The organism is Clostridioides sp. LIBA-6822 (assembly GCF_056688955.1).
Genome location: NZ_CP196995.1, coordinates 489,936 through 514,970 on the forward strand (window position 1 = coordinate 489,936; position 25,035 = coordinate 514,970).

Sequence of the window (25,035 nt, forward strand, 5' to 3'; positions counted from 1 at the left end):
TTATATTTAGATTTGTGTCACTATAATGTCATTTTAGGTTGATAAAATTTAACCATAAAGGAGATGATTGTATATGGAAATACTAAAATGTGAAAATCTCACAAAAATATATGGTTCAAATCAAACTAGGGTGACAGCCCTAAATAATGTGAATTTATCAGTTCAAAAAGGGGATTTTGTATCCATTGTAGGAGCATCTGGCTCTGGTAAATCTACATTATTACACATGCTTGGAGGAGTAGATAGACCCACATCTGGGAAAATTTATATTGAAGATACAGAAATAGCAAGTTTAAAAGAAGAAGCTCTTGCAGTTTTTCGACGTAGAAAAGTGGGTCTTATCTATCAATTTTATAATCTTATACCAACTCTTGATGTTAGGAAAAATATATTATTACCGATGTTACTTGATAAAAGAAAAGTTGATGAAGATAGATTTTCTGAAATTGTATCAATACTAGGATTATCTGATAGATTAAATCATCTTCCAAGTCAACTTTCAGGTGGACAACAACAAAGAGTATCTATAGCTAGAAGTTTAATCTATAGACCAGCTATCTTATTAGCAGATGAGCCAACAGGTAATCTCGATAGAAAAAATTCAGAAGAAATTGTAGATTTACTAAACTTATCGAATAAAAGATTTAATCAGACAATACTTCTTATTACTCATGATGAGAAAATAGCACTAGAAGCAAATCGTATTGTAACTATGGAAGATGGTGTGATTGTCTCTGAAAAGGTGGTGAAGAAATGAATATTCTTCAAGAATACACCTTAGACTTTGTACGACGCAATAAACGCAGTAGTATAGCTATAATGCTAGCCATATTACTTACTACAACAATGATGTCTTCTTTATGTGGATTGTTGTATACTATGTGGAGTGATTTCGTAAGACTTTCAATAGAGAAAGAAGGCAACTGGCATGGTGAATTATTTGATACTACTTATGGAAGCGACCTATCATTAATTGAAAATTTTTCTTCAGTTGATGATGTAATGGTAAAAGGGCAATGGTATGTAGGAAAAATTAGTAATGACAAAAGAGATTATATAATTTATAGAAATGCTACATCAGAATACTGGAACTCCATGCCAGAAAAAGACACTATACTAGAAGGTCGTCAACCAAAGAATGTTAATGAAATTGCACTTTCAAAACAGTACTTTGAAAGTAATCCAAGTACAAAGATTGGCGATAAGATTACTATTCCAATAGGAAATAGAACTTTAAATGGAAATTCTCTTGAACCCGTAGCCCCAAAATCAAAAAGCGAGAGTTTTAAAAAAACTTCAGAAATCACATTAACGATAGTAGGAAAAATGGATGTTACAACATCATCAGTTGTACCTGCATACACAGCTTTAGGATATTTGGACAAAAAAAGTATAAAACCCAATGATAATATAACTGTGTACTTACGATTTAAAAATATAAGAGATACATATAAAGAACTCCCAAAGCTTGCTAAGTCATTGGGATGGAAAACTAACGAATATGGAAAATACAATCTTAAATACAATAGCAATTATCTTTTAAATATGTTAGTCTTTTCTCCAGAACAGAAAGCATCCATGAATAGTATAGAAAAATTTGCAACTCCAATTATGTACTTTACAATAGCAATTTTTACAGTAGCAGTATTTGTAATGGTGATTTACAATGCATTTTCATTATCAGCAAATGCTAGGCTTACTCAATTAGGGATATTATCTAGTATTGGTGCATCACCAAAACAAATTAGGAAATCTGTGCTATTTGAAGGCTTTTTATTAACTATTATACCTCTGCCAATTGGTTTATTTTTAGGCTGGTTATTGTGTGATAGACTTATAATTTATATTAATTCAATCAATTCTTCTACAGGTACTCAAAGTGTGGTATATACTTATGGTATTCCTGCTTTTTTACCAGCAGTTTTACTTACAATAATAACAGTCTGGATTTCTGCACTTATACCAGCACGAAAAGTATCAAAGATATCTCCTATAGAAGCAATACGACAAGGAGATAGTATTAAGATAAAAAAATCATATAAATATTCGCTAGGAAAGATATTTGGTATAGAAGGAGAACTTGCAATGAATGCACTTCATGCACGTAAAAAATCCTATCGTACTGCAACAATATCTTTAACACTATCTTTTCTATTGCTTACAGGTTTTTTGCATATAATCGCAAACCAAGAAGGAGCAGAAGCTGTCTATGGAAGTGACGCTTATGAAAAACAGAGGGATATATCAATCCATTTAGCAAATGGAGAATCTGTAGAGCCTACTTTTATTGAAAAGTTAAGTAAGACAGAAGGTGTAAAGAGTTCATTATATTATCTTAAAATGTCTGCTACTACTTGGCTAACTGAAAAAGATGCCTCAAAAGAGCTTGCAAAAAATGGTGGATTTAAAGATGTAGTTTCATCTAAAAAATACTCTCCTATAGAACGTAATGGAAAGTTTCGTATATATTCAGCTATAATTGGGCTTGATGATGATAGTTTTACAGAATACTGTAGACAAATTTCTGTAGACCCAAAGTTATTCTACGATACAGAAAATCCAACTTCAATTGTATATAATAAAGAGGAGGATATTAATCGTAGTACACGAAGAGATAAAGTATATATAGATTATTTAAATCTTTCAATAGGAGACAATCTTAAATTAAATGAAAGAATATCTGATGAAGATAAAGGCGATTATACTTTTAATATGAAAGTGGGAGCTATTACAAATACACTTCCTCAAATAATAAATACTAATTCAAGATATACATTAATTCAAATAGTACCAATATCTATAGTACAGGAAATATCTAAAAATTATAATGAAGAAGGTAGATTACGTTCAAATAATATGATGGGATTATTTAAAGTAGATAATCGTGAAGATATTCCAAAAGTAAGAGAAAAACTAGAGTCTATTTACAATAAAGCTTATGGGTCTGGAGATTATAGTATTGAGGATGTCGTAGAAAATGAAGAAAAAGGTGCTAGTGGAAGAAATACTATGAATTTAATAGTAAGCTTCATTACAGGATTGTTGGCTATGATTGGATTATCTAATGTACTGGCTACAGTATCAGGAAATCTTAGAAGCAGACGACAAGAGTTTGCCATGTTACGTTCTGTTGGATTATCACCAGATGGTATAAAAAAGATGCTTGTTTTAGAAGGCTTATTTTTAGGAATTACACCATTATTACTTAGTATTCCTGTACAAATAGCAATAGTGTATATTTTTCTACGTATAAATGAAATACACTTTATAGAGTATCTGCCATTTGCACCTTTATCTACAATAATAGGTTTTACTGTATTGATACTTTTTATTGTAATATCATCATATATGATAGGATATAAGCAATTAAAGAATGAAAATATAGTAGAATCTATAAAAAATGAAACAATATAAATAAAAGTTATCTGAATTAATTTAAGAGGAGCACGTCAAGACTATCTATAAGTATAGTTAAATTATTTATTTAATAAAATCTGATTTATTTGATAAAGTCTAAAATATAAATAGAAATATATTGTTTAAATAATATATAGAATAATAAATATGGCTGGATTATAGGATTTTACCTATAATCCAGCTTTTTATGTATAAAATTTAATTATGAATCTTGCACCACCATTATGACAATTTTCTGCATGTAGAGTACCATTTTGACGTTCTATAATAGACCTTGATAAAGCAAGTCCTATACCAATACTGTCTTTATGAGCATTTTTACCACGATAAAATCTATTAAAGATATATGGGAGTTCTTCCTGAGAAAACCCCTTACCATTATCCTCTATAATAATTTCAGCATATAAAGGGTTTTTGCTGTAATAAGCAATAATATGTCCACCATCTTCTATATGTTCACTACAATTTTTAAAAATATTTAAAAGAGCTTCTAACGTCCAATTAATATCAACTTCAAATTCTACTGAATCGGAACCTTCGATAGAAAGTGTTTGATGTTTTTCTTTTAAAGAATCTTCTATAGGCTCAACTGCATAAGTAAGGAGAGAATATATATCTATAAGTTTTCTTTCAAATATTAAAGTACTTGCATCCAATTTTGATAATATAAGTAAAGATGAAACTAATCTCTCAAGTCTTGAAATTTGATTTGTTAGTCTATTAATATAATCTAGTTCTTCATCTGGACAAGTTTCTGCAAGTAATTGTGCCATAAGTGACATAGAAGTAATTGGGGTCTTAAGTTGATGTGCAATATCCGCAAGATTATCAGAGAGAGACTGTCTTTCTTTCAAAGCAAATTCTTTTGAACAACGAAGTTCTCCTACTGTTTTATATATCTCATCTTCAAGGTGAGAAAATTCATCTTCACATCGTACAAGTACAGATTCTTTTCCTGAATTTACTTCTTCTAAATATCGAGTAAGATTGTTTATTCTACTTGTTTTTTGTTTATTCTGCCTACATTTAATTATATATACTACTAGAGTTATTGTTGAAATTATAATAAATGAGACTCCTAAAAAGTAAAAAAAGTTTTTGCTCCAAAATGTATTTTTAGAATATCCATACTTTAATAAAATCTCATTTCCTATTTTAAAGTCATTGTTACTAGAATCTTTTAGAGATTTTAGTATATATTCTGTAGACTTAGGATTTAACTCGTATGATGCACCAATAGCTTTAGACATCATCTTATATTCATCAAAAGAAGTTACAGTTGTTAGAATTACACTTAACAAAATAGTTATAGCTAAGCAGAATATTATAAAAACAAATGTATTATTGATATTTTTTGGAGTTTTCACTAGCTGTCCTCCATTCTATATCCTATGCCTCTCAATGTTTTTATACAAGGTGGATTTTTTAATTTTTCCCTAAGACGCTTTATTGTGACAGTAAGAGTATTGTCATTGACAAAGTTGCCATCGACATCCCATAGCATTTCTAATAACTTTGTGCGAGTCATAGCTTTATTTTTATTTTCCATCAAGCTCAAAAGAAGTTTATATTCTCCTGCAGTCAAAAGCACTTCAACATTATCTAAATATACTTTGACTTCAACTTTATTCAATTTTATATTTTCGCATGTAATAGTATTGTTAGTCTCAAAATGAGTTCGTCTAAGAACTGCATTAATTCTAGATTGGAGTACTGAAAGCAAAAATGGTTTAATCACATAGTCATCTGCTCCCATATCTAATCCATGTATAATATCTTTTTCATCATCACGGACTGTCAAAAATATCACTGGAGTATTTTCTATACTTTTGATATACTGACAAAATTCATATCCAACACCATCAGGTAAATTTAAATCAAGCAGAACCAAATCAATAGTTTTATCGAAGTTTTTCTTAGCTTCAGCAATTGTACTATAACAACATATTGTGTGATTTTTCTTTTCAAGAGACGTTTTTATCCCAAATGTAATTGTATCATCATCTTCTAGAAGTAGTATTTTAGCCATTTACTTTAAATCCTTTCTTAGTTTAAATTAGTAGCTTTAGACTTAATATTTTATCATATTGGAAATAGGGAAAAATATCATTTAAGTAATATAAAATTTATTTTACAAACTTAAGTCTAAGCTTTAAGTGAATCTATCAAAAGAAAAAGTGTTGTTTCAATAAATTTATCCTCATCTATATTAAAATTGTTTAGGTATGATTTTCCTGTTACAGATAATAAATTAAAAAATCCTGTAAGTGTAAATATTGATGAATACATGAGAGTAGGTATTTCAATATCATACCTAATACTTCCATCATTTTTCCCAACTTCAAACATTTCTTGAATTTCATTAAACATAAATTTATTAAAAGAAAAAAACTTATTCCTAAATGGCATTTCTGTATTTGAGTTTTTAGATTTTACAATACCAATCATTCCCATAAGGGATAGAAGGGATGGTTCCATACAGTAAAATTTATGAAATGCAAAGTATGAAAACTTTATTTTTTCAAAACCTGTTTTACCCTTTGCACTCTCTATTTCAATACTATCCCAAAGTCTCTTATATCCTCTTAAAACAACCGCAAAAAATAAATCCTCTTTACATGAGAAATATTTATATATGGTGCGTTTAGTGTATTCGACTTCTTTTGCCAATTCGTTCATAGTTGTATTATCAAATCCATTAAGACAAAATAATATTTCTGCCTTATCAATAATATCATTTTCTTTTTGTATTTTTTCTTTATCTCTTCTTGATAATTCTGACATATAAATTGTTCCTTTCTATTGATAATAATGTATACCGATGGTATACTTATGTAACTGCAATATATTTATATACTGATGGTATACTTTTATAAAAATAAAATTGATATCAGGGATTATAGATATTTATAACTTCACTAATTAATTATATAGGCAAAATACTAAATAGGGGGAATTTATTTATGAAAATAACAGAAAATGTATTAATGTTGGATAGTACTCGTGGCTCAAATTGTTTTATTGTGTTTGATGAAGAAATTACTCTTATAGACACAGGACTTCCTTTTATGGGTAATAATATGATTAAAGAATTAAAAAGACTTGGGATTCAACTTACAGATATTAAGCACATTTTACTAACACATCATGATGTTGACCACATATCTAATATTAAGTTATTAAAAGAACATACAAGAGCAGAAGTGTGGGCTCATATAGAAGATATACCTTTTATTACAGGAGAGAAGGATAGACTTGGATTCAAAAAGTTTATTGGAAAGACAATTTCTAGAAGAATTATTAAGGATATTAAACCTTATGGAGAAAATATGAAGGTTGGAAATATACAAATTATCCATACTCCTGGTCATACTCCAGGACATGTATGTATGATTTTTGAAGACGTATTATTCGCAGGGGATTTAGTTAAAAATAAGAATGGCAGTATAATTCCTTATCCTAATCTTTGGAATTGGGATTCTAAAAAGATGATGAAATCTATAAAAGAGTTAGATAATTTAAAATACAAATGGATATGTATGTCTCATGGGACTCCTTGTATTAAATAAAAAATAGCAATTTATAACATATATACTATATCCTATATTATCTATTGACTATATCCAACATTGGTGATAATATAATATCCAAGATATAGTATAGGTGGTGAATTTTATGATACGAACTTTAATTTTATATTATTTAAATATTAAACCAACACATGGGTATGAGATTCAAAAGTTTCTACAGGTGTCTGGTGCAGATAGATGGACTAAAATACAGTCTGGGTCAATATATTATGCGTTGACAAAATTAGAAAAAGATGGAGCAGTTAGAGTTTTAAGAGAAGAAAAAACTGGTGCTAGAATTCGTAAAATCTATGAGATTACCCAAAGTGGCAAACTAGAATTAAAGGAAGAAATACAAAAAGAACTTCAGATGCCAATAGTTCCAACGGGTTCAAATAAATTTCTGTTACATAATATTTTGGATATATTACCTAAGGATACTTTACAAAAAAATCTTGAAAAGCATATAAAATATTTGATAGAGCAGAAGAGGTATTGGGAAAATTGGAAAGAGATTAAAAAAATTGATAGCAAGAGTCTTGCAACAGAAAAAATTGCATTTGATATGACAATAGACAATCTAAATTATCAAATCCTATGGCATGAAGAAATACTAAATAATCTTGATAAGTATATATCTGTAGGTTGTGAAACACAGAACATAATTAAATCTATAGACTTTTCAAATATAGAAGAAAATTTTTTATTTACATCTGAAACAACAAATGAGTTACTCGAAGTTCAGAGACTTAGGGATGAAATAATTGATAATCCAGATAAAGCTATAGAAAACATAGATAAAATAATATTAAAATTACAAAATAAGCAGTAAATTTCATTATAATAACACGAGTACAATACTCGTGTTTTAAAAAAGTAATATATACAATGTTGGATATATAATATTGGGTAAATATTGAGGAGGATTTTATAAATGAGTAATGTATTGTTAGAGATTGAAAATTTATGTAAGAAGTATAACGATAAAGAAGTTGTATCAGGAGAAAGTTTTAAGGTATTGGAAGGAGATATTTTAGGTTTTATTGGACCAAATGGAGCAGGTAAAAGTACATCTATAAATATGTTTACTACAATTGTATCTCCAGACACTGGAAATATATATTATAAAGGAAAAGATATTGATAATCAACAAAATACTTTTAAGCGTTCACTTGGTGTTGTCCCACAGGAATTAGCTATATATGAAGATTTAAGTGCATATGATAATGTTAAATTTTTCTGCTCATTATATGGATTTAGAGGTAGTGAACTTAAACGTCGAACTAAAGAAGCTTTGGAGTTTGTTGGACTATGGGATAGATATAAGGAGTTTCCAACAAAATTCTCTGGAGGAATGAAGCGTAGGCTAAATATAGCTTGTGCAATTGCACATAGCCCAAAAATTCTCATCATGGATGAACCAACAGTAGGCATCGACCCTCAATCAAGAAACAAAATTATGCAAACAATCAAAGACCTTAATGCTAGTGGCACAACAGTTATATATACTAGCCACTATATGGAAGAGATTGAAACTTTATGTAATAGAATTGTTTTAATAGATAAAGGGGTGATTATAGAAGATTTAGATAAGAGTTTATATAAAAATAAATATTTAAAATTTGGTTGTAAGACATTAGAAGATATTTTTCTATATCTTACAGGTACAGATTTAAGAGACTTGGAGGGATAGAGAGATGAGATGTTTTTTACCATTATTCAAATTAGGAGTGAAACGAAGAAGTAAAGATTTTTTTGTTTTATTTTACAATATTGTTTTTCCAATAATAATTATAGTGTTATTAGGCTATTTGACATCAAAATCTTATGGTGAGGATTTTACTTCATATAACTATTATACTATTGTCACAATACCATTTTGTGTTCTTATGGGAATCATTAGTGTATCCTATGCAGCACAAGATGAAAAAATTTCTAGCACATCATATCGTTATATGATTTCTCCTATTTCAATAGCAGATTTAGTTCTTTCAAAACTTTTCTCTTGCACAATAGTACTTTCACTATGTAATTTGCTAACCTTGGTGTTATTAAGAGGTATATTTCAGATGAGTTTTGGAGGAAATTTTTTAGCTGTTATTTTTCTATTAATGTGTGAATCAATTGTAGTATCATCTATGGGTTTGTTTTTGGGACTTGTTTGTAAAAATTTAGATATGTTACGTAATATCATTAATATACCAATAGTGATTTTTGGTTTTTTGGGAGGAGTATTTTTTCCAGTTAGCTCTCTAAATTCAGTCATTTCATTAATAATCCATATATCACCATTAACATGGATTAATAGAGCTATAGTTGCTTGTATCTATGATAATAATTTACATCTCCTTTTTAATATATCATGTATATTTATAATCATAAGTATATTGATGACTATATTTACAATTAAGTTTTTTAAGAAGGAGGTCTTTATATAGTGAATTTAATAAATATTTTTAAGAATAATTTAAGAAGGAATATGAATAAAAGATTGGTTTTTCTAGTTACAATTTTATTTCCTATAATTGTAGTAATTTTCGGGGTATTGGCAAATTACATAAGTAAACCATCTTTCAACATTGGTATTTTAAATGATTATAAAAATGAACAAGTTCTAAATGCATCTGAAAAAAGAATATATGAAAACACAATAATAGCTCTAAAAAATACTCAAGGAATAAATGTAGAGACTGCAGACCTTAAAACAGTTAAAACTGATATTATAACTGGAAAGTATTCAGCTGTTATACATTTTAATAAAAATGATTTTAAATTATACTCTATAAAAGATAAAGATACAAATAATACATTAAAGTATTTAATAGAAAGATATAAAAAAGAACCAACGACTATAGATATAAATAAACTACAAGAAATTTCTTTAGGAGCTTTACAAAGAATAATTGCATTTATTGTGTTGTTTTTAATGATAACATCTACTGTAACAGCATCTATGATTATTAAAGATAAAAAATCAGGTACATTTACAAGAATACTCTATTCTCCGCAAAATATAAAAGGATATGTGTTAGGGAATATGTTATACAACTTTACAATAACATATTTTCAGTACATAGTTTCAATATCCATAATTAAGTTACTTAATATTGATATTGGAATGGATTACATAGAACTAATTTTTATAGGGGTGTGGGTATCAGCTTTAGCAACTTCTTTTGGAACATTTGTATCTTCTTTATTCAATAAAGAGATGTATGCAAATTTATTTTCTACATGTATATCACTTATATTATCACTTATTGGTGGTTCATTCATTCCAATTGAGAAAATGCCAACAATGTTACAAAAAATTAGTATTATAAGTCCAATGCGATGGTTTATCAGTTTTGTGACTTATGTAGAAGAGAGAAAAGGAAGTTTTTTCAATATGAATTATATTTACATTTTAACATTCATGATAGTAGTTTTAATTTTATTAGCTATGAAACTTACTCAAACAAGTAAGTATTCAAGTCGTAATAATTGACTAATATAAAACTTTGTATAATACAAAAAAGCCAATAAACTTTAATTTTTAAAAGTTATTGGCTTTTAGTATTGTATCTAAGCCTTTTATTTAATTTAAAATAATAGAATATAAATTCTTAGTATAACCATGACTTAGTATCAAAGCACATTTTTTGGATATCATCAATAAAGCAACTTACATGGTATCCATCAGTAGATGCATGATGTACGGTTATAGAAAGAGGTAGAAGTATTTTTTCATCTTTTTGATAGTATTTACCTGCTTCAATTGTAGGGAAAAAATAATTTTCAAGACCATGATTGTGTATAGTAAAACTCTTAAAACTAATCCACGGAATACAAGAAACTGTATAGCAATTTTTTGGTGGATTTGGTTTTGCTAGAAAACCATGATTTTTTCCGTACTCTTTAATGTCTGCCAAATAATTTTCATAGAATATCGAAAAATCTTTATCATATTCTGTCCATATTGATGAAAAAGTCTTATTATCATCATGAAAAATTGCATAGAATGGTATTAATGTGCTCCAATAGCCAAGTTCATTTTCATCATATGCAATTTTTAATTCTTTATATAGATTCAAGCAAGTTGTTATTATGTATAAATATGCTGGATAAAATTTGATATTTCTTTTTTTCGTTTCATTAAGTAAATTGGTAATATCTATTTCTATAGTCAAATCAAATCCTACATTTGTCATTTTTGAGAAATAGTAAAAATGTGTATATCGTTCCCAGTTTTGTAAATCAATTTTATGGAATTCTTGTTTACTCATATAAAATCACCATATCCTTTATAATATTTATTTGATTATCAATATCTTCATTTGTAAGCTTCAAAACAGGAGAAGATGTTTTCATACTATCAAATAAAAACATTATGTGTATTGCAATTTTTTTAGAATCACATCTTTTAAATTCACCTTTAGATTGCCCATAATCGATTAAATTTGAAAGCATTGTGATAGCTGAATTATATCTTTTATTCATATAATCACGTTGGTCTTTTTCTACAAAAGCAAATTCATGTATTGCAAAATTTAAACCACAATATTTATTATTTATATCATTTTTTTGTTGTTGTAAAAAATATTCTAATATATGCTTAGCTGATGTATTTTCTTTGATACTTTTATCTAATAAACTTTGAGAATTGTCTTTATGAGTATTTAATATACTGATAAAAATTTCTTTTGTTGAATTAAAGTGTCTATATAGTCCACCACGACTTAAGTTACATGCTTCACAAATATCTTTCATTGTTACATTGCTGTATCCTTTCTCAGAAAATAACATTATTGATGTATCAATGATAAATTGTTTGGTTTGTTCTCCTTTTGTTGACATATCTTGTACCTCCTTTTTAACGACACGAGTGTCTCTTTTAATTATGAGACACTTGTGTCGTTTTGTCAATGCAAATTTATTTACTTTAAAATGACTGGATAATACTGTAATATTAATTTATAAAATGACTGGACAATGCAATAGGATTGATTTACTTTTAAATTGATGTAAAGAGTAATTAAATACTAATAATATTATTGACTTTTAAAACTTACGTGTGTAATATATAAGTTACTATTAATTATATACTGCTTACATATTTCGAGGGATAATTAAAACATAATAAAACCATAGAGCAGTTATATTCATAAGATTATTTTAAATTTAAAGCTTACATGTGTAATATATTAAATAGTAAAGGTGGTTTGTATGAGAAAAAATAAAAAAACAAGAAGAATGATAGTTTTTGGTTTTCTAATTTGTCTATTTACAGTTATTGTTGCTTTTTCAGCAAAATTTATATTAAATGGACTCAATAAAAGCAAACCAGATGAAGTATTTAAGCAATATATATCTTTTGCAAATGAAAAAAAATATGAAAAAATGTATGATTTGTTAGATGAAAAGAGTAAGTCAGAAAATAAAAAAGAAGATTTTATTTTAAGAAATAAAAAGATATATGAAGGAATTAACTCACACAATATGAGTGTCAAGATTAATGATATTAAAAAAGAAAAAGGTAATGACAAAATAATAAAATATGATTCGAAGATGGATACTTTAGCAGGAGAAATTTCATTTTCAAATGAAGTACTACTAACTAGAGATAGACATAAAAATTATAGAATAAAATGGCAGTCAGATGTTATATTTCCAGAACTTGAAGAAGATAATACTGTAAGAATATCAAAGCTTAAAGCTAAGAGAGGAAGTATTTTAGACAGAAATGGTGTAATGATTGCTGGTCAAGGTCTTGCATCTATGGTAGGGTTAGTTCCTAAAAAAATGAGTGATAATATAGAGGACTTAAAAAAATTATCTGCTTTACTAAATGTACCAGTTGAACAAATTCAAAAGAAATTAAAGGCATCTTGGGTAAAAGAAAATTCAATGGTACCTATAAAAACCATTGAAAAAATAGAAGAAAATGCGGATGGAACTGTAAAAGAAAAAGATAAAGAGTTGCAAGACTCACTTCTTAGTATTCCAGGAGTTAAGATATCTAATACAGAAGTCAGAGTGTATCCATTGGGTGAAAAAGCTGGTCATTTAACTGGATATGTTCAAAATGTAAACGCAGAGATATTAAAGGAAAAAGAAGGTAAGAGATATAATTCTAATAGTATAATTGGTAAGATTGGTTTAGAGAGTTTATTGGAAGATAGGATACGTGGTATTGATGGATATGAGATTATCATAGCTGATAGATATGGAGATAAGAAAAAAACTCTAGTAACTGAGCCTAAAATAGATGGAGAAGATGTAAAGCTAACTATAGATTCAAAACTACAAAGTAAACTATATGAGCAAATGAAAAATGATAAAGGTTGTGCAGTAGTTATGAATCCTAAAACAGGAGAGATTTTATCACTTGTAAGTAGTCCATCGTATAATCCAAATGAGTTTATATTGGGGATGTCAGGAGATAGATGGAAAGAAGTCAATGAAAATGAAAACAAGCCAATGTACAATAGATTTAAAGCACGATTGTGTCCTGGGTCTTCTTTTAAACCAGTTACTGCTGGTATTGGTATAACAACAGGAAAGATTAATCCAAATGAAAACTTTGGGCATAGTGGTCTTAGTTGGCAAAAAGATTCTAGTTGGGGGAGTTATAAGGTAACCACATTAAAAGATTATGGGAATACTGTAAATATGAAGAATGCGCTAATTTATTCTGACAATATTTATTTTGCTAAAGCAGCATTAAAAATAGGTGGAGATGTATTATCAAAAGAGTTGTTAAAACTTGGATTTGAGGAAAACATGCCATTTGAATTTGGATTATCTTCTTCAAGGTTTGGTACGGACAATAAATTTGATACTGAGATACAATTAGCAGATAGTGGATATGGGCAAGGTAAGGTTCTTGTAAATCCAGTACACATGGCATCAATATACTCAACTTTTGTTAATGATGGAGACATGATAAAGCCTTACCTTGAATTTAAAGAGAATCCACATGCTGAGTTTTGGAAAAAAGGTGTGTTTTCTAAGGAATCTGTAAAAATTATTCGTGATGACTTGATTCAAGTTGTTGAAAGTCCTAATGGTACAGGTCATAGTGCTGTGACTAAGGGAATTACTATTGCTGGGAAAACTGGTACAGCAGAAATTAAAGAATCTAAAGATGATGTTACAGGGACAGAACTTGGATGGTTCAATGCTTTTACTGTAGATGAAAACAGTGATAAACAGTATATGGCAATTGCTATGGTTGAAGACGTAAAGAATCGTGGAGGAAGCCATTATGTTATACCTATTGTTAAATCAATATTTGAAGATTAATTTTATTCAATTTGAAGATTAATCTAATTCGCTTGGGGGATAGTATTTTAGATGTATTATTTTCGAATTTGTTGGTAAATTTTAAAATAAATAAAGAGGCTGTCTCAAAATAGAGAATGTACTGCACCCCAATTGTTGGACTAAAAATCTAACGATTGGGGTGTTTCTATATGGCTAAATACGATTTTAATTTCAAATTAAAAGTAGTTAAATCCTATTTAAATAAAGAAGGAGGATATGTTTCAATAGCAAAACAACATGGAGTTGCTAACCATTCTCAAGTTGAAAGATGGGTTAATACATATAATACATTAGGAGAGAATGGACTAAAAAGAAAAAATAAAAATACTTTCTATACTATACAGTTCAAGCTAGATGTTATAAACTATATGATAACAACTAAATCCAGTGCACAAGAAGTCGCTAACCACTTTGGAATGAACAATAGTACACTTATAGCAATATGGAAACAAAAATTTTTACATGGTGGTGTCGATGCCTTGTCTAAAATGAAAGGAAGACCATCAATGAATAAAAACAAAAACACTAAAGAAAAAAATAAATTAACAAGAGAACAAGAATTAGAATATGAAAATAAACTTTTAAAAGCGGAGCTTGCATTTCTAAAAAAGTTGCGTGCTTCAGGGATGAATGTTCCCGAAAGGTTAAAAAACAATACGAAGCAAAAGTAATTTATGATCTTCGTAAGGAGTTTAAACTCTCCATTATTCTTGAAGCTACTAAATTTCCTAAATCAACATATATGTATTACCAGAAGAGATTTGATATTGAAAATCCAGATAAAGATATTGAAGAAAAAATCATGTCTATTTTTGAAGATCACAATGGCAGATATGGCTATCGCCGAATTACAGCTACATTAAAAAATAGTGGTATCGTTATTAATCAAAAGAAAGTTAGACGTATTATGAGAAAATTAGAACTTAAATGCATAGCTTTTTCTCGTAAATTACGTAAATATAATTCTTATAAAGGTACAATTGGAAAGGTAAATAATAAAATAAATAGAAGATTTAAAACATCAATTCCACATCAGAAAATAACAACTGATACATCAGAATTTAAAATATATACTACTGATAAAAATGGAAATTTAATTATAAAAAAAGCATATCTTGATCCATTTTTAGATATGTTTAATGGAGAAGTTTTATCATTCAGAATCTCAGATAGACCTAACTTTAAATCAATAAGTGATGCTTTAAATGAAGCCATCAATATTACAAAAGATTGTCCTTATAGAAGAACTTTTCACTCAGACCAAGGTTGGGCATATCAAATGAATAAGTATAGCAAAACACTTAAGAAAAATAGAATATTTCAAAGTATGTCTCGTAAGGGTACATGTCTTGATAATTCTCCTATGGAAAATTTCTTTGGAATAATGAAGCAAGAAATGTATTATAGAAAAACATATAAAAGTTTCAACGAATTAAAGACAGCTATAACAGAATATATTTACTATTATAACAACAAAAGAATTAAAGAAAAATTAAATTGGCGTAGCCCTGTTAAATATAGACTTGAATATGTATCTAAAGTTACATAAAGTAAAAAAACAGGAATGAAAATTCCATTCCTGTATAAAGTCCAACTTTTGGGTCTCAGTACAGAAGAGCCTCTTTTTCATTGTTGAAATGATGAAAATGTATTTGATTTCATACAAAAAATTAAAATAGTGGCAACAATTGAGGATGTGAGGGAGAGTTGCCACTATTTTGTATAGGGTATTATATTATGTTTTTAAGCTAGTTTTACTATCTTCTATGTTTATATAATAACTCTTGTGTGTGAATTTAATAGATAATTCATATGAAAATTATGTGAAGTTTTTGGACTTTATAGTAAAGGTATTAGGAGTTATAGATTTTTTTGTCATTTAATATAGATAGTGTTATTTTAGCTGCTGAACTACCATTAGAATAATCTTTACTTTGAATATTTGTAGCAAAGAAATAAGTATTTTCATTTTTTTCTACATAACCTATAAACCAACCATTTACATCTTTTCCATTTATAGTAGCAGTGCCTGTTTTACCAGAAAGTGATACTCCATCTTTTTTTGATACTAGCAATGAATTTTTTACAGTTTTTATATCTTTGTCTTTAAATTTAAACTCATTTGTATAAAAATCTTTAAGTAATTTCACCTGTTCAATAGGTGAGATTTTTAATGAGGATTCTAGCCAAAAGCGTGATATGCCTCCTGAAACATCGTAATTACCATACTTAATTTGTTTAAGATAAGTTTGTATATCTTTTATTCCTGTTTTTTTATCTATATATTGAAAATACCAATTTACAGAGTTTTCCATAGCAGAAAATAGGTCTTGGTCTTTATTCCATGAGCTGTTAGAATGATGTTTTCCGTCCCAAGGAATATATGAATTATTTCTTGTTATTATCCCATTTTCTAATCCCAACAAAGCACTATATATTTTATATGTAGAATTTGGAGAAACTCTTTTTTTACTTTTTTCTTCATTGTAAATATGATATTGATTGGATTTTAAATCATACATAACAAAACTACCATCAAAACCTTCAAAGTAGTTACTTAGGTCTTCATATATAGTTTGATTATTTATAGGTTTATATTCTTCATTAACATCTGCCACAATGGATAGTGTAGGGCTGTTTCCAAATACAATTAAAGCAATCAATGTAAAAATTAAAATGCTTTTAAACTTTAAAAATTTTGATTCAGCATGAAAATTTGCTATCTTTAATAATCTTCTTTTTATCTGTTTTTTTGACCCACTGATATTTGATGTAAGTGTGAGATTATATGGTCTTGAAATAGTATCTACAAAATTTATTAGTGTTTGTCCATATTCTATATAATTTTCTTTATCAAGTTTTTTCAAAACTGAAATGTCACATGCAATTTCACGGTCTACTCGCATTTCTTTAAGTGCACACCACACAAGAGGATTAAACCAGTACAATATTTGGAAGAAGCACATTATATAATTTACCAATATATCTCTGTTTTTAGAATGTTGTAATTCATGAAGTAAAATATATTTTATATCATTTGAAGATAATTTAGATATAGACTCATCTGGTAATATAATATGTGGTTTAAAGTATCCAAATGTAATGGGTGTATTTATGATGTAGGATTTACATAATATAAAATTCTTATTTATCCCAATATCTTTTTTACACTGTTGAAATATTGAAACTATCTCATCATCTTCTAAAATTTGTGCAGATTTTTTTATATTTCTTATTTTAAAATTACAATGAATAGCAATAACTATCATTATTGAAATACCAACTATCCATAATATTAATAATAAAATATTTAAACTACTAAAATTAGATTGATTCAGAGATACTGAAAAATCTTTTAATGCATTTGAGTTATTAATAATACTACTTGAGCTATTTTTTATTGTAGAAGTATTAGCAGTATTGTTTTCAAATTGAGTAAAACCATGTAGATAGTTAAACATATTTCCGAGATTAATATATTTAAGAGGTATAAATGGAATTATTAATGTTATAAGCAATATAAATCCAATATTATATTGGTATTTTGCAGAAATGTGCTTATTAAATATTTTTTTAGTAAATAAAATTACAATAATCAACAATGATAGGGTTAATGTACTAAATAAGAATCGGATAAAGAATGGAGCATACATATTTACTTATCCTCCTTAGTCACCCTTTTGTTTAAAATCTCTCTCAATTCCTCAATATCATCTTCAGAGAGTTTATCATTTTCTAAAAAGTTTAGTACCATAGAATTAAGAGCACCATTATAAAAACGATTTAAAAAAGAACGACTTTCTTTAGCTACATATTCTTCTTCCTCAACAAGTGGAGTATAAACGAACACTCTACTATTTTTTTCATATGTCAAAGCTCCTTTTTTAACTAATCTTAACAACATTGTCTGAATTGTTTTAGGACTCCATGTACTTATTTCTACTAGTTTTTCAATTACTTCATTAGTACTAATAGGAGCATATTTCCAAATAATCTTCATCACTTGATATTCTGCTTCTGAAATTTGTGGTAATTTTTTCATGATATACCTCCTTATACTTACATTTGTAATATATAAAGTATATTATCATTAATTTGGTTTGTCAATTCATAAAGATAATTCATTTATAGTTGTTTAAGCAAGTGCACATAGTTAAATAGAATTATTAATTAAGCTGTATAAATACACATTTAAGTTAAATAGAATTTATATTGACAGCTAAAAATATAGTTGATATACTTATTGTTGATATAACAACTAAAATAAGGAGGTATAGAAATGATAATTACAGTTATAAATGGGAGTCCTAGAAAAAACGGAGCTACATCAAAAGTTTTGGCTTATTTATATAAAGATATAGAAAGATTAATACCAAATGTAAAAATTAATTATTTCGATTTAAGTGAAGTCAATCCATCATACTGTATTGGTTGTTTAAATTGTTATAAAATGGGGAAATGTATTAATCAAAGTGATAAAGTAGAGTATATTCATGATATAATTACTAAGAGTGATGGTGTTATATTTGGTAGCCCGACTTATGGAAGCAGTGTAACTGGGCTTTTCAAGGTATTTACAGATAGAGCACATATGATGTTGGAAAGGTTATTGTACCATAAGCCATGTATAGCAGTTACTACATATGAAAATGCTCGAGGTTCAAAAGCGATTTCTTTTATGAAATCAATGGTCTTAGATTCTGGAGGTTACGTTTGTGGTAATTTATCTATAAAAACTGGATTTAATCAAAATCCTATAACTGAAAATGTAGAATTAAAGATACAAAAGGTATCTAAAAAATTTATTTATTGCATAGAGGAAAAGAAAAATCCACCTGTGTTTTCTCAAATTTATAACTTTATTGCTATGAATGTTTTTTTAAAGCCAATGGCATTTAAAAATATTGAGCAGTATAAAGGAATAATTGATAGATGGGAGGAACAAGGGATTATTTAGATGGAGGTAAAATGAAAGATTTTGAGAAACTATATGAGGTTACAAATAAGTTAGTAAGAACTTCATTGAAAGTAAAAGATGATTTGAAAAAAATGTTTAAACAAAATGGATATGATATAACAGCTGACCATTATGCGTTATTAAGATTTCTATGGGAACAAGATGGAATTTCTCAGATAGATTTATGTGAAAAATCATGTAAGGATAAATCTAATACGACAAGAATCTTAGATGTTATGAAAAATAAAGGATTGATTGTCCGTAAAGTAGATATTAAAGATAGACGTAAATTTCAAATATTTTTAACAGATTTAGGCAAAGAATTAGAAGAGCCTTTAAATGAAATTGCAAGTATATACGCAGTAGAGACATTTAAATCTATTTCTGATGAAGAGTTACCTTTGTTTGCCGATATTTTAGATAGAATTGGCAAGTAAATACAAACTCTATTTTGGGAAGTCTTTTTAACTATTAATGATACAAAATGATAGAAAGAGGGATAAGAATGAGTTCTAAGATTTATTATTTTTCTGGGACAGGGAATTCTCTAGTAGTTTCAAAGACTTTAAAAGAAATGTTGAATGAAAGTAAAGAAATAATACCTTTAGCCATACATAGAAAAAAGCAAAATATAGAGATAAATGAAGATATATTAATAATTGTTTTTCCTGTTTACTTTGCTGATGCTCCTGAGATAGTAAAATTTTTTGTAGAGAAATTAAATTTCAATAATAATACTCATATATACGCTATAGCCACTTGTAATGGAGTAGCTGGGCATAGTTTGTTTACTATAGATAAACTACTTAAGAAAAAGGGTAAAAAATTATCTGCTGGTTTTATAATTGATATGCCTGGAAATGCTTTGACAACACCTCTAGATGTTGAAGAAGAAAGATTGAAAAATATAACTGATAGAGTATATGAGGTCGCAAAATGTATCAATAACTTGGAGAAGGGAAGTATAGAGGGGAAAAATAATTTGAAGTCATATATAGATAGTTTTATGCTTCGTTTAGTAGGAAAGAATATGCAAATTGCAACTACTAAATTTTTTGCAGAAAACAAATGTAATGGATGTGGGACATGTAAAAGAGTTTGTCCTGTAGATAATATAAGTATAGTAGATAAAAAGCCAAAGTGGGGTAATGAGTGTGAAAGATGTCTAGCTTGTTTTCACTGGTGTCCAAAAGAGGCTATCAATATAAAAAAATCATTTTTAACAGATAGAAAGAAGTATCATCATCCAAATGTTACTGTTAAGGATATATTTTTAGATAAATAGATATATTTTATTTGTATTAATAATTATCTTATCAAATAAAATTTTAGAGCAATAGAGAGAAACATATAGCAATCTTATGGAAATATTGTAAAGAGTAATATGTAATGATACTAAGTATATTAGAGATTAAAAATAATAATAAATAAATATATAGTGATATTAATATAAAAATAAAAGTGCCTCATAAATAAAAATTTTTGAGGCACTTATTATTTGTTTAACCTAGCATCTATCCTTTTATAAGTTCAACCATTTTCTTTATATCATCTGATGCCATTTCAAACTTTGATTTTTCAATCAATATATTTCCACCAGTCATGATATACGATGGAAATATTCTTAATTTATCATAATAAAGTTCATTGTTACGAAGTTTATATGTTGAGATAGAAGGGATAGCATTCTTTTTTGTATGTTTTTTAGTAATCATATTAAAAGATTTCTTTGCAACATCTCCCATCAACATTACTACTTTTAGATTATTAAATAATTGAATTTCTTTTTCTAAAATAGGCATATGCAATTTAATTGTATCACTAGTTATTGTATATTCTGATTTAGGAAGTTTTACTGCATTGGTTACATAGATACCCATATCTAATATATCATTTATATTAGATACTTCTATGCCTGCATTGTTAAATAAAGGGAGAGTAGTTTTCAAGTAATCTGCATCTTCATTTATACTATAAAAATCGTCATTGGGGTTATTTGGTACAACCTCATTAATCATTATAGTTTTTATGGAGTCTGTGTCTATTGTTATATTGGGAAGATATGATACTATTTTGTTTTCATCGAAAAGATTATTCTGCTTAATAAATTCATTTAAAGTTGATTTTATATTTATTTTCATATGATAAATCTCCTTGGTTTCAAGCTTTAAGTACTATAAAAAATAGTCTTAAAGTATATAATTTTAAAATCATAATAACATATCAAACATGACAACAGAATGTCATGTTTGATTGATAAATTATCTAAACTTAGAATTTATTAGAGCATCTGCTTGTTCATAATCATCTTTATGTACATAAATTGAATACTCGTAAGAAAAATCTTCCTTTTGTCCTAAATTTCCAAGAATCATTTTACTGGAAAAAGGTCTTTTAGAGTAATTATTGTTTTTCACTTTATACTTATATTTAATTTTGTTTACTGATAATATACTGCATATCTCATTAAATCTATCTAAAGAATATCCTCGGAAAAGCTCAGTTCTATTTAAAATCATAAAGACAACCTCCTTGTAAAAGTAATTTATCGAAATTAGAGGAGAAAAGGACTATAAGTTGTTATAAATAAAAGGTAGCAAAATTAAATTGATTTGTAAAGTTTTTCAGAGTATTATACTAGTAATAAAATAAATAAGTTTCAGATGTAGAGTTTAAAGAAAATGTGTAAATGAGATTATATAGATATTGAAGGAGAAATTTAAATGAAAAAAATATCACAAGAAAAAGTAAGCACATATACTCAAGAAGTATCTCAAGAAAAAATTGAGCAGTGGAAATCTGTATATGAAAAATATAAAGATATCTTAAAAGTAAATTCTAAGCCTATTTTAGAAGTAATAGAATTTTTAAAACAAAACTATATAATAAAAGAAGAAACTTCAGAAGAATTCAAGGATGTAATTATCCATAATATTAAATTAAATAAACCTTTATCAGAAAAAATCCCCAATAATGCAGAATTAAAACATGTTGCATTTATAATTCAAAATGAAGGGAATGCAAAAAAATTATACGATACACAAGAGGAAGTGTATAGTGGTTGTCCAATTATGGTTGGGATGGAGTTTGAAACAGGATGTGTATTTGTAGAGGGTAGTGATGAACTTAATGATGAGATAACTGCATTTAAAGGATTAGATAAATATGATATAAATAATTATTATTTAGTAGCAAACTATGTTAGATGTCTAAAGAAATATGAATTAATAGATTAGTATATGAATTAAAGATTATAGAATAAATTTGAAGCTAGTATAATTATGAAATATCAGCTTAAGTCTAATACAACTAAATTTAAATCTAATATAAATATTAAGCATAAAGAAGCGTAAACTTGAATAGAGTTGCCAAAATAAAATTGGTAACTCTATTTTTAATTTTATATTTCATTAAAATTTCTAGCTGTTATAGAATTGTTATTTTTTCATGTTAGTATTTTCTTAGTAATAGAAATCAACGCATTACAAGAAAGGAGAAATATATATGAAAGATTTAATTCTTGAAACAAAAAATTTATCAAAAAAATATGGAGAACAAATGGCGGTTAACAACGTTTCTCTGCAAATTGAGAGAAATAGTATCTATGGACTTTTGGGACCAAATGGTGCAGGAAAATCGACAACACTTAAAATGCTTGTTGGTCTTCTTCGCCCAACACATGGACGTATTATTTTTGATAGGAAACCTTGGAAACGAGAATCTCTTGCAAATATTGGAGCCTTAATAGAATCACCTTCTTTGTATGGAAACCTTACAGCAGAAGAAAATTTACTAGTACATACAAAACTTTTGGGATTACCTAAAGATAAAATTTATGAGGTGCTAGAAATAGTCAACTTGAAAAATACAGGTAAAAAGAGAGCTTCACAATTCTCTATGGGTATGAAACAAAGGTTGGGAATTGCTATTGCGCTTTTGAGTGACCCAGAATTGTTGATACTGGATGAGCCAACTAATGGGCTTGACCCCTTTGGAATTCAAGAACTTCGTGAGTTGATTGCTTCTTTTCCAAAAAAAGGTATAACTGTGATTCTTTCTAGTCATATTCTGTCAGAAGTTGCTCAAGTTGTAGATAATATTGGGATTATAAGTGGAGGACGACTACTATTTCAAGGAGAACCTGACCCTAATGAAAATCTAGAAGAATTCTTTTCAAATGTTATTCTTAAAGGAGGACAAATAGAGGAGGGAAAAAAAGATGAATAGTCTACAATCTGAACTTTTAAAATATAAAAGAACATTTATGGGGAAACTGATTGTTTTTTTTCCAGTATTCTTTGCAGCATATGCACTTATAATGCAAGGAACACTTATGCAAAATCCATTATCCCAATCAGATTCTTGGGAGTGGCAAAATCTTTTAGCATTAGTTTTTAACTGGTGGTCATTTATGTTCTTGACTATTGGATTTGCATTGTTTGCTACTTTAGTAGCTGCACAGGAAAGAAAAGCTGGAAATTATCGTGCTTTACGTACACACAATGTATCTCCTATGGTACTTTGGATTAATAAAGTTATAGCTATGGCAGTCTACAGTTTGATTTCAACATTAATTTTAATAGTTGTAACAATTATAACTGGTTTAATATTGAAAGCTGGACCAATTCCTTTTGGACAGATTATAGGGGCAAGTATTGTATGTTGGGTTGTCTCTCTTGCTATACTTCCAATTCAGTTATTGATTGCTACGTGGAAAGGTATGTTCTTAAGCATGGGAGTTGGATTTTTAGGAATGATATTGGGTGTCCTTGCTGCGACACAACCATTTTGGATTGCAGTACCATGGAGTTGGGCAGTTAGAATGGTGTGTCCAATCATTAACATACATCCTAATGGTACTATATTACAAGCTGGAGACCCTCTTTTGAATAATTCAGTAATTTCTATTGGTATTGTTGTTTCTTTGGTTGTGTTTCTAGTATTAACAGCACTTACTGCAGTTTGGTTTAGTAGGAGGGATGACAAATGATAAAACTATTATCATCAGAATGGCTTCGAGCAAAGAGAACAGCTGTCCGATGGCTTACTCTTTTTATGCCTGTTATTTTTTCATTATGTGTGGTTGCCTATCTTGCAATCAAATCTGGAAGTACACAAGCATTTGCTTTTGAAGGGTTTTTCACAGTATGGACTGTATTCATTATTCCTATTGGAGTAGGTATTCTGTCAGGATTTATAGTGTATGAGGAAGAACTTGCTGGAAATTTTAATGGTTTTTTATGTATAGGTATTTCTCGTGTTAGATTATATCTTGGAAAATTTCTTTTTCTCCTTTTTTGTTTAGCTGTATGTACATTTATTGCTACATTGATACTTTGCATAGGCATGAATATTGCAGTGCCATCTGGTGCACCAGTAGGGCTATTTATGGCCGCCGCCGCTCTTGTGGTAATCGGGTCACTTCCAATATTAGCTATTCACCTTTGGGTGAGTTTTGCATGGGGAATGGGTGCATCTATTGGTATTAGTGTTGGTGGAATTTTAATGGCTGCAATACTTGGGTTAACAAGTATTGGTTCAACAGTTGGCCCATTTGTTCCATGGACATGGCCAGTAAAATTGGGTATGCTTCCAGGCACTTACTTTATTAAAGGAGATGGAACTATTCCAACTGAAGAGATTTATTCTGGAATGATACAATCAGCTACTATACATTTTGTAGCAGTGGCAATAGGTCTAATTATATTCTTGATAGGAGGAGTTGTTTGGTTTAAAATATGGGAGGGAAGGAAAAGCTACGAGTAGATGGATATTGCTTTAATAACT

24 protein-coding genes and 1 pseudogene are annotated in these 25,035 nt (G+C 28.1%); 16 read left to right on the top strand and 9 right to left on the bottom strand.

Features of this window, described 5'->3' with window-relative positions; all coding sequences use genetic code 11:
* Positions 1-73 precede the first annotated feature (73 nt).
* Entirely contained in the window at positions 74-757 is a 684-nt protein-coding gene (locus ACTG48_RS02650; RefSeq protein ID WP_021382952.1) for an ABC transporter ATP-binding protein, read from the top strand.
* Complete coding sequence (locus ACTG48_RS02655; RefSeq protein ID WP_479918043.1) at positions 754-3,414, top strand: ABC transporter permease; 2,661 nt, start codon at positions 754-756, stop codon at positions 3,412-3,414. The genes ACTG48_RS02650 and ACTG48_RS02655 overlap by 4 nt, the downstream gene beginning before the upstream one ends.
* 188 nt (positions 3,415-3,602) lie before the next feature.
* Here ACTG48_RS02655 and ACTG48_RS02660 read toward each other — a convergent pair whose 3' ends face one another.
* The 3 genes from ACTG48_RS02660 to ACTG48_RS02670 all read right to left on the bottom strand — a co-directional run bounded on the left by ACTG48_RS02660 (position 3,603) and on the right by ACTG48_RS02670 (position 6,201).
* On the bottom strand, positions 3,603-4,784 hold the full coding sequence (locus tag ACTG48_RS02660) for a sensor histidine kinase (RefSeq protein WP_479918044.1): 1,182 nt from the start codon (positions 4,782-4,784) through the stop codon (positions 3,603-3,605).
* Positions 4,784-5,446 carry a response regulator transcription factor gene (locus ACTG48_RS02665; protein WP_479918045.1) on the bottom strand — a complete coding sequence of 221 codons (663 nt, stop codon included), beginning with the start codon at positions 5,444-5,446 and terminating at the stop codon, positions 4,784-4,786. Before ACTG48_RS02665 ends, ACTG48_RS02660 begins: the two co-directional genes overlap by 1 nt.
* Before the next feature lie 116 nt (positions 5,447-5,562).
* The gene (locus tag ACTG48_RS02670; RefSeq protein ID WP_479918046.1) at positions 5,563-6,201 is read right to left on the bottom strand and encodes a TetR/AcrR family transcriptional regulator; all 639 of its coding nucleotides are present in this window, start codon (positions 6,199-6,201) and stop codon (positions 5,563-5,565) included.
* A 179-nt stretch (positions 6,202-6,380) separates the two neighbouring features.
* Between ACTG48_RS02670 and ACTG48_RS02675 the strand changes: the two genes are divergently transcribed.
* The 5 genes from ACTG48_RS02675 to ACTG48_RS02695 all read left to right on the top strand — a co-directional run bounded on the left by ACTG48_RS02675 (position 6,381) and on the right by ACTG48_RS02695 (position 10,473).
* On the top strand, positions 6,381-6,986 hold the full coding sequence (locus tag ACTG48_RS02675; protein ID WP_479918047.1) for an MBL fold metallo-hydrolase: 606 nt from the start codon (positions 6,381-6,383) through the stop codon (positions 6,984-6,986).
* A 106-nt stretch (positions 6,987-7,092) separates the two neighbouring features.
* Entirely contained in the window at positions 7,093-7,818 is a 726-nt protein-coding gene (locus ACTG48_RS02680) for a PadR family transcriptional regulator (RefSeq protein WP_021382939.1), read from the top strand.
* A 102-nt stretch (positions 7,819-7,920) separates the two neighbouring features.
* Positions 7,921-8,679 carry an ABC transporter ATP-binding protein gene (locus tag ACTG48_RS02685; RefSeq protein ID WP_479918048.1) on the top strand — a complete coding sequence of 253 codons (759 nt, stop codon included), beginning with the start codon at positions 7,921-7,923 and terminating at the stop codon, positions 8,677-8,679.
* 4 nt (positions 8,680-8,683) lie between these two features.
* On the top strand, positions 8,684-9,424 hold the full coding sequence (locus tag ACTG48_RS02690; RefSeq protein WP_021382986.1) for an ABC transporter permease: 741 nt from the start codon (positions 8,684-8,686) through the stop codon (positions 9,422-9,424).
* Positions 9,424-10,473, top strand: coding sequence for an ABC transporter permease (locus ACTG48_RS02695; protein ID WP_021382946.1), 1,050 nt, complete (start codon positions 9,424-9,426; stop codon positions 10,471-10,473). Before ACTG48_RS02690 ends, ACTG48_RS02695 begins: the two co-directional genes overlap by 1 nt.
* Positions 10,474-10,591: 118 nt before the next feature.
* Here the strand turns inward: ACTG48_RS02695 and ACTG48_RS02700 are convergent, their stop codons facing one another.
* Both ACTG48_RS02700 and ACTG48_RS02705 read right to left on the bottom strand, forming a co-directional pair.
* Entirely contained in the window at positions 10,592-11,251 is a 660-nt protein-coding gene (locus ACTG48_RS02700; RefSeq protein WP_479918049.1) for a CatA-like O-acetyltransferase, read from the bottom strand.
* On the bottom strand, positions 11,244-11,822 hold the full coding sequence (locus ACTG48_RS02705; RefSeq protein WP_479918050.1) for a TetR/AcrR family transcriptional regulator: 579 nt from the start codon (positions 11,820-11,822) through the stop codon (positions 11,244-11,246). Before ACTG48_RS02705 ends, ACTG48_RS02700 begins: the two co-directional genes overlap by 8 nt.
* 369 nt (positions 11,823-12,191) lie before the next feature.
* Here ACTG48_RS02705 and ACTG48_RS02710 point away from each other — a divergent pair, with 369 nt between their 5' ends.
* Both ACTG48_RS02710 and ACTG48_RS02715 read left to right on the top strand, forming a co-directional pair.
* Positions 12,192-14,270 (top strand): penicillin-binding transpeptidase domain-containing protein, encoded by a 2,079-nt coding sequence (locus ACTG48_RS02710; RefSeq protein ID WP_479918051.1) that lies wholly within the window; start codon positions 12,192-12,194, stop codon positions 14,268-14,270.
* Positions 14,271-14,440: 170 nt separating this feature from the next.
* Positions 14,441-15,840: pseudogene (locus tag ACTG48_RS02715) on the top strand (IS3 family transposase).
* 304 nt (positions 15,841-16,144) lie between these two features.
* On the opposite strand, the gene ACTG48_RS02720 reads toward ACTG48_RS02715, so the two are convergent.
* Both ACTG48_RS02720 and ACTG48_RS02725 read right to left on the bottom strand, forming a co-directional pair.
* Positions 16,145-17,944, bottom strand: coding sequence for a BlaR1 family beta-lactam sensor/signal transducer (locus tag ACTG48_RS02720; RefSeq protein WP_479918052.1), 1,800 nt, complete (start codon positions 17,942-17,944; stop codon positions 16,145-16,147).
* A 2-nt stretch (positions 17,945-17,946) separates the two neighbouring features.
* Positions 17,947-18,333: a BlaI/MecI/CopY family transcriptional regulator gene (locus ACTG48_RS02725; RefSeq protein ID WP_021382959.1), complete on the bottom strand. Its 387-nt coding sequence runs from the start codon at positions 18,331-18,333 to the stop codon at positions 17,947-17,949.
* A 237-nt stretch (positions 18,334-18,570) separates the two neighbouring features.
* Between ACTG48_RS02725 and ACTG48_RS02730 the strand changes: the two genes are divergently transcribed.
* The 3 genes from ACTG48_RS02730 to ACTG48_RS02740 all read left to right on the top strand — a co-directional run bounded on the left by ACTG48_RS02730 (position 18,571) and on the right by ACTG48_RS02740 (position 20,533).
* A complete protein-coding gene (locus tag ACTG48_RS02730) occupies positions 18,571-19,248 on the top strand; it encodes a flavodoxin family protein (protein WP_479918053.1) in 678 nt (225 codons plus the stop codon).
* Complete coding sequence (locus ACTG48_RS02735; RefSeq protein WP_479918054.1) at positions 19,224-19,685, top strand: MarR family winged helix-turn-helix transcriptional regulator; 462 nt, start codon at positions 19,224-19,226, stop codon at positions 19,683-19,685. The genes ACTG48_RS02730 and ACTG48_RS02735 overlap by 25 nt, the downstream gene beginning before the upstream one ends.
* Positions 19,686-19,753: 68 nt before the next feature.
* Positions 19,754-20,533, top strand: a complete 780-nt coding sequence (locus tag ACTG48_RS02740; RefSeq protein WP_479918055.1) for an EFR1 family ferrodoxin — start codon at positions 19,754-19,756, stop codon at positions 20,531-20,533.
* Positions 20,534-20,762: 229 nt separating this feature from the next.
* Here ACTG48_RS02740 and ACTG48_RS02745 read toward each other — a convergent pair whose 3' ends face one another.
* Positions 20,763-21,389 carry a uracil-DNA glycosylase family protein gene (locus ACTG48_RS02745; protein ID WP_479918056.1) on the bottom strand — a complete coding sequence of 209 codons (627 nt, stop codon included), beginning with the start codon at positions 21,387-21,389 and terminating at the stop codon, positions 20,763-20,765.
* A gap of 120 nt (positions 21,390-21,509) precedes the next feature.
* A complete protein-coding gene (locus tag ACTG48_RS02750; protein ID WP_021382953.1) occupies positions 21,510-21,767 on the bottom strand; it encodes a hypothetical protein in 258 nt (85 codons plus the stop codon).
* Positions 21,768-21,971: 204 nt separating this feature from the next.
* Here ACTG48_RS02750 and ACTG48_RS02755 point away from each other — a divergent pair, with 204 nt between their 5' ends.
* From ACTG48_RS02755 to ACTG48_RS02770, 4 genes are all read left to right on the top strand, one after another.
* The gene (locus tag ACTG48_RS02755) at positions 21,972-22,484 is read left to right on the top strand and encodes a hypothetical protein (RefSeq protein ID WP_479918057.1); all 513 of its coding nucleotides are present in this window, start codon (positions 21,972-21,974) and stop codon (positions 22,482-22,484) included.
* Positions 22,485-22,752: 268 nt separating this feature from the next.
* A complete protein-coding gene (locus ACTG48_RS02760; RefSeq protein ID WP_479918058.1) occupies positions 22,753-23,475 on the top strand; it encodes a lantibiotic protection ABC transporter ATP-binding protein in 723 nt (240 codons plus the stop codon).
* Positions 23,468-24,238 (top strand): lantibiotic immunity ABC transporter MutE/EpiE family permease subunit, encoded by a 771-nt coding sequence (locus tag ACTG48_RS02765; protein ID WP_479918059.1) that lies wholly within the window; start codon positions 23,468-23,470, stop codon positions 24,236-24,238. Before ACTG48_RS02760 ends, ACTG48_RS02765 begins: the two co-directional genes overlap by 8 nt.
* On the top strand, positions 24,235-25,014 hold the full coding sequence (locus ACTG48_RS02770) for a lantibiotic immunity ABC transporter MutG family permease subunit (RefSeq protein WP_479918060.1): 780 nt from the start codon (positions 24,235-24,237) through the stop codon (positions 25,012-25,014). The genes ACTG48_RS02765 and ACTG48_RS02770 overlap by 4 nt, the downstream gene beginning before the upstream one ends.
* Positions 25,015-25,035: the final 21 nt, after the last annotated feature.

Bases quoted from the DNA above. Each gene is read 5' to 3' on its own strand.
- ACTG48_RS02670 (WP_479918046.1), bottom strand. From the start codon at position 6,201: ATGTCAGAATTATCAAGAAGAGATAAAGAAAAAATACAAAAAGAAAAT.
- ACTG48_RS02680 (WP_021382939.1), top strand. From the start codon at position 7,093: ATGATACGAACTTTAATTTTATATTATTTAAATATTAAACCAACACAT.
- ACTG48_RS02745 (WP_479918056.1), bottom strand. From the start codon at position 21,389: ATGAAAATAAATATAAAATCAACTTTAAATGAATTTATTAAGCAGAAT.
- ACTG48_RS02770 (WP_479918060.1), top strand. From the start codon at position 24,235: ATGATAAAACTATTATCATCAGAATGGCTTCGAGCAAAGAGAACAGCT.
- ACTG48_RS02700 (WP_479918049.1), bottom strand. From the start codon at position 11,251: ATGAGTAAACAAGAATTCCATAAAATTGATTTACAAAACTGGGAACGA.
- ACTG48_RS02705 (WP_479918050.1), bottom strand. From the start codon at position 11,822: ATGTCAACAAAAGGAGAACAAACCAAACAATTTATCATTGATACATCA.
- ACTG48_RS02740 (WP_479918055.1), top strand. From the start codon at position 19,754: ATGAGTTCTAAGATTTATTATTTTTCTGGGACAGGGAATTCTCTAGTA.
- ACTG48_RS02765 (WP_479918059.1), top strand. From the start codon at position 23,468: ATGAATAGTCTACAATCTGAACTTTTAAAATATAAAAGAACATTTATG.
- ACTG48_RS02650 (WP_021382952.1), top strand. From the start codon at position 74: ATGGAAATACTAAAATGTGAAAATCTCACAAAAATATATGGTTCAAAT.
- ACTG48_RS02685 (WP_479918048.1), top strand. From the start codon at position 7,921: ATGAGTAATGTATTGTTAGAGATTGAAAATTTATGTAAGAAGTATAAC.
- ACTG48_RS02760 (WP_479918058.1), top strand. From the start codon at position 22,753: ATGAAAGATTTAATTCTTGAAACAAAAAATTTATCAAAAAAATATGGA.
- ACTG48_RS02710 (WP_479918051.1), top strand. From the start codon at position 12,192: ATGAGAAAAAATAAAAAAACAAGAAGAATGATAGTTTTTGGTTTTCTA.
- ACTG48_RS02755 (WP_479918057.1), top strand. From the start codon at position 21,972: ATGAAAAAAATATCACAAGAAAAAGTAAGCACATATACTCAAGAAGTA.
- ACTG48_RS02675 (WP_479918047.1), top strand. From the start codon at position 6,381: ATGAAAATAACAGAAAATGTATTAATGTTGGATAGTACTCGTGGCTCA.
- ACTG48_RS02690 (WP_021382986.1), top strand. From the start codon at position 8,684: ATGAGATGTTTTTTACCATTATTCAAATTAGGAGTGAAACGAAGAAGT.
- ACTG48_RS02720 (WP_479918052.1), bottom strand. From the start codon at position 17,944: ATGTATGCTCCATTCTTTATCCGATTCTTATTTAGTACATTAACCCTA.
- ACTG48_RS02730 (WP_479918053.1), top strand. From the start codon at position 18,571: ATGATAATTACAGTTATAAATGGGAGTCCTAGAAAAAACGGAGCTACA.
- ACTG48_RS02655 (WP_479918043.1), top strand. From the start codon at position 754: ATGAATATTCTTCAAGAATACACCTTAGACTTTGTACGACGCAATAAA.
- ACTG48_RS02750 (WP_021382953.1), bottom strand. From the start codon at position 21,767: ATGATTTTAAATAGAACTGAGCTTTTCCGAGGATATTCTTTAGATAGA.
- ACTG48_RS02735 (WP_479918054.1), top strand. From the start codon at position 19,224: ATGGGAGGAACAAGGGATTATTTAGATGGAGGTAAAATGAAAGATTTT.
- ACTG48_RS02725 (WP_021382959.1), bottom strand. From the start codon at position 18,333: ATGAAAAAATTACCACAAATTTCAGAAGCAGAATATCAAGTGATGAAG.
- ACTG48_RS02665 (WP_479918045.1), bottom strand. From the start codon at position 5,446: ATGGCTAAAATACTACTTCTAGAAGATGATGATACAATTACATTTGGG.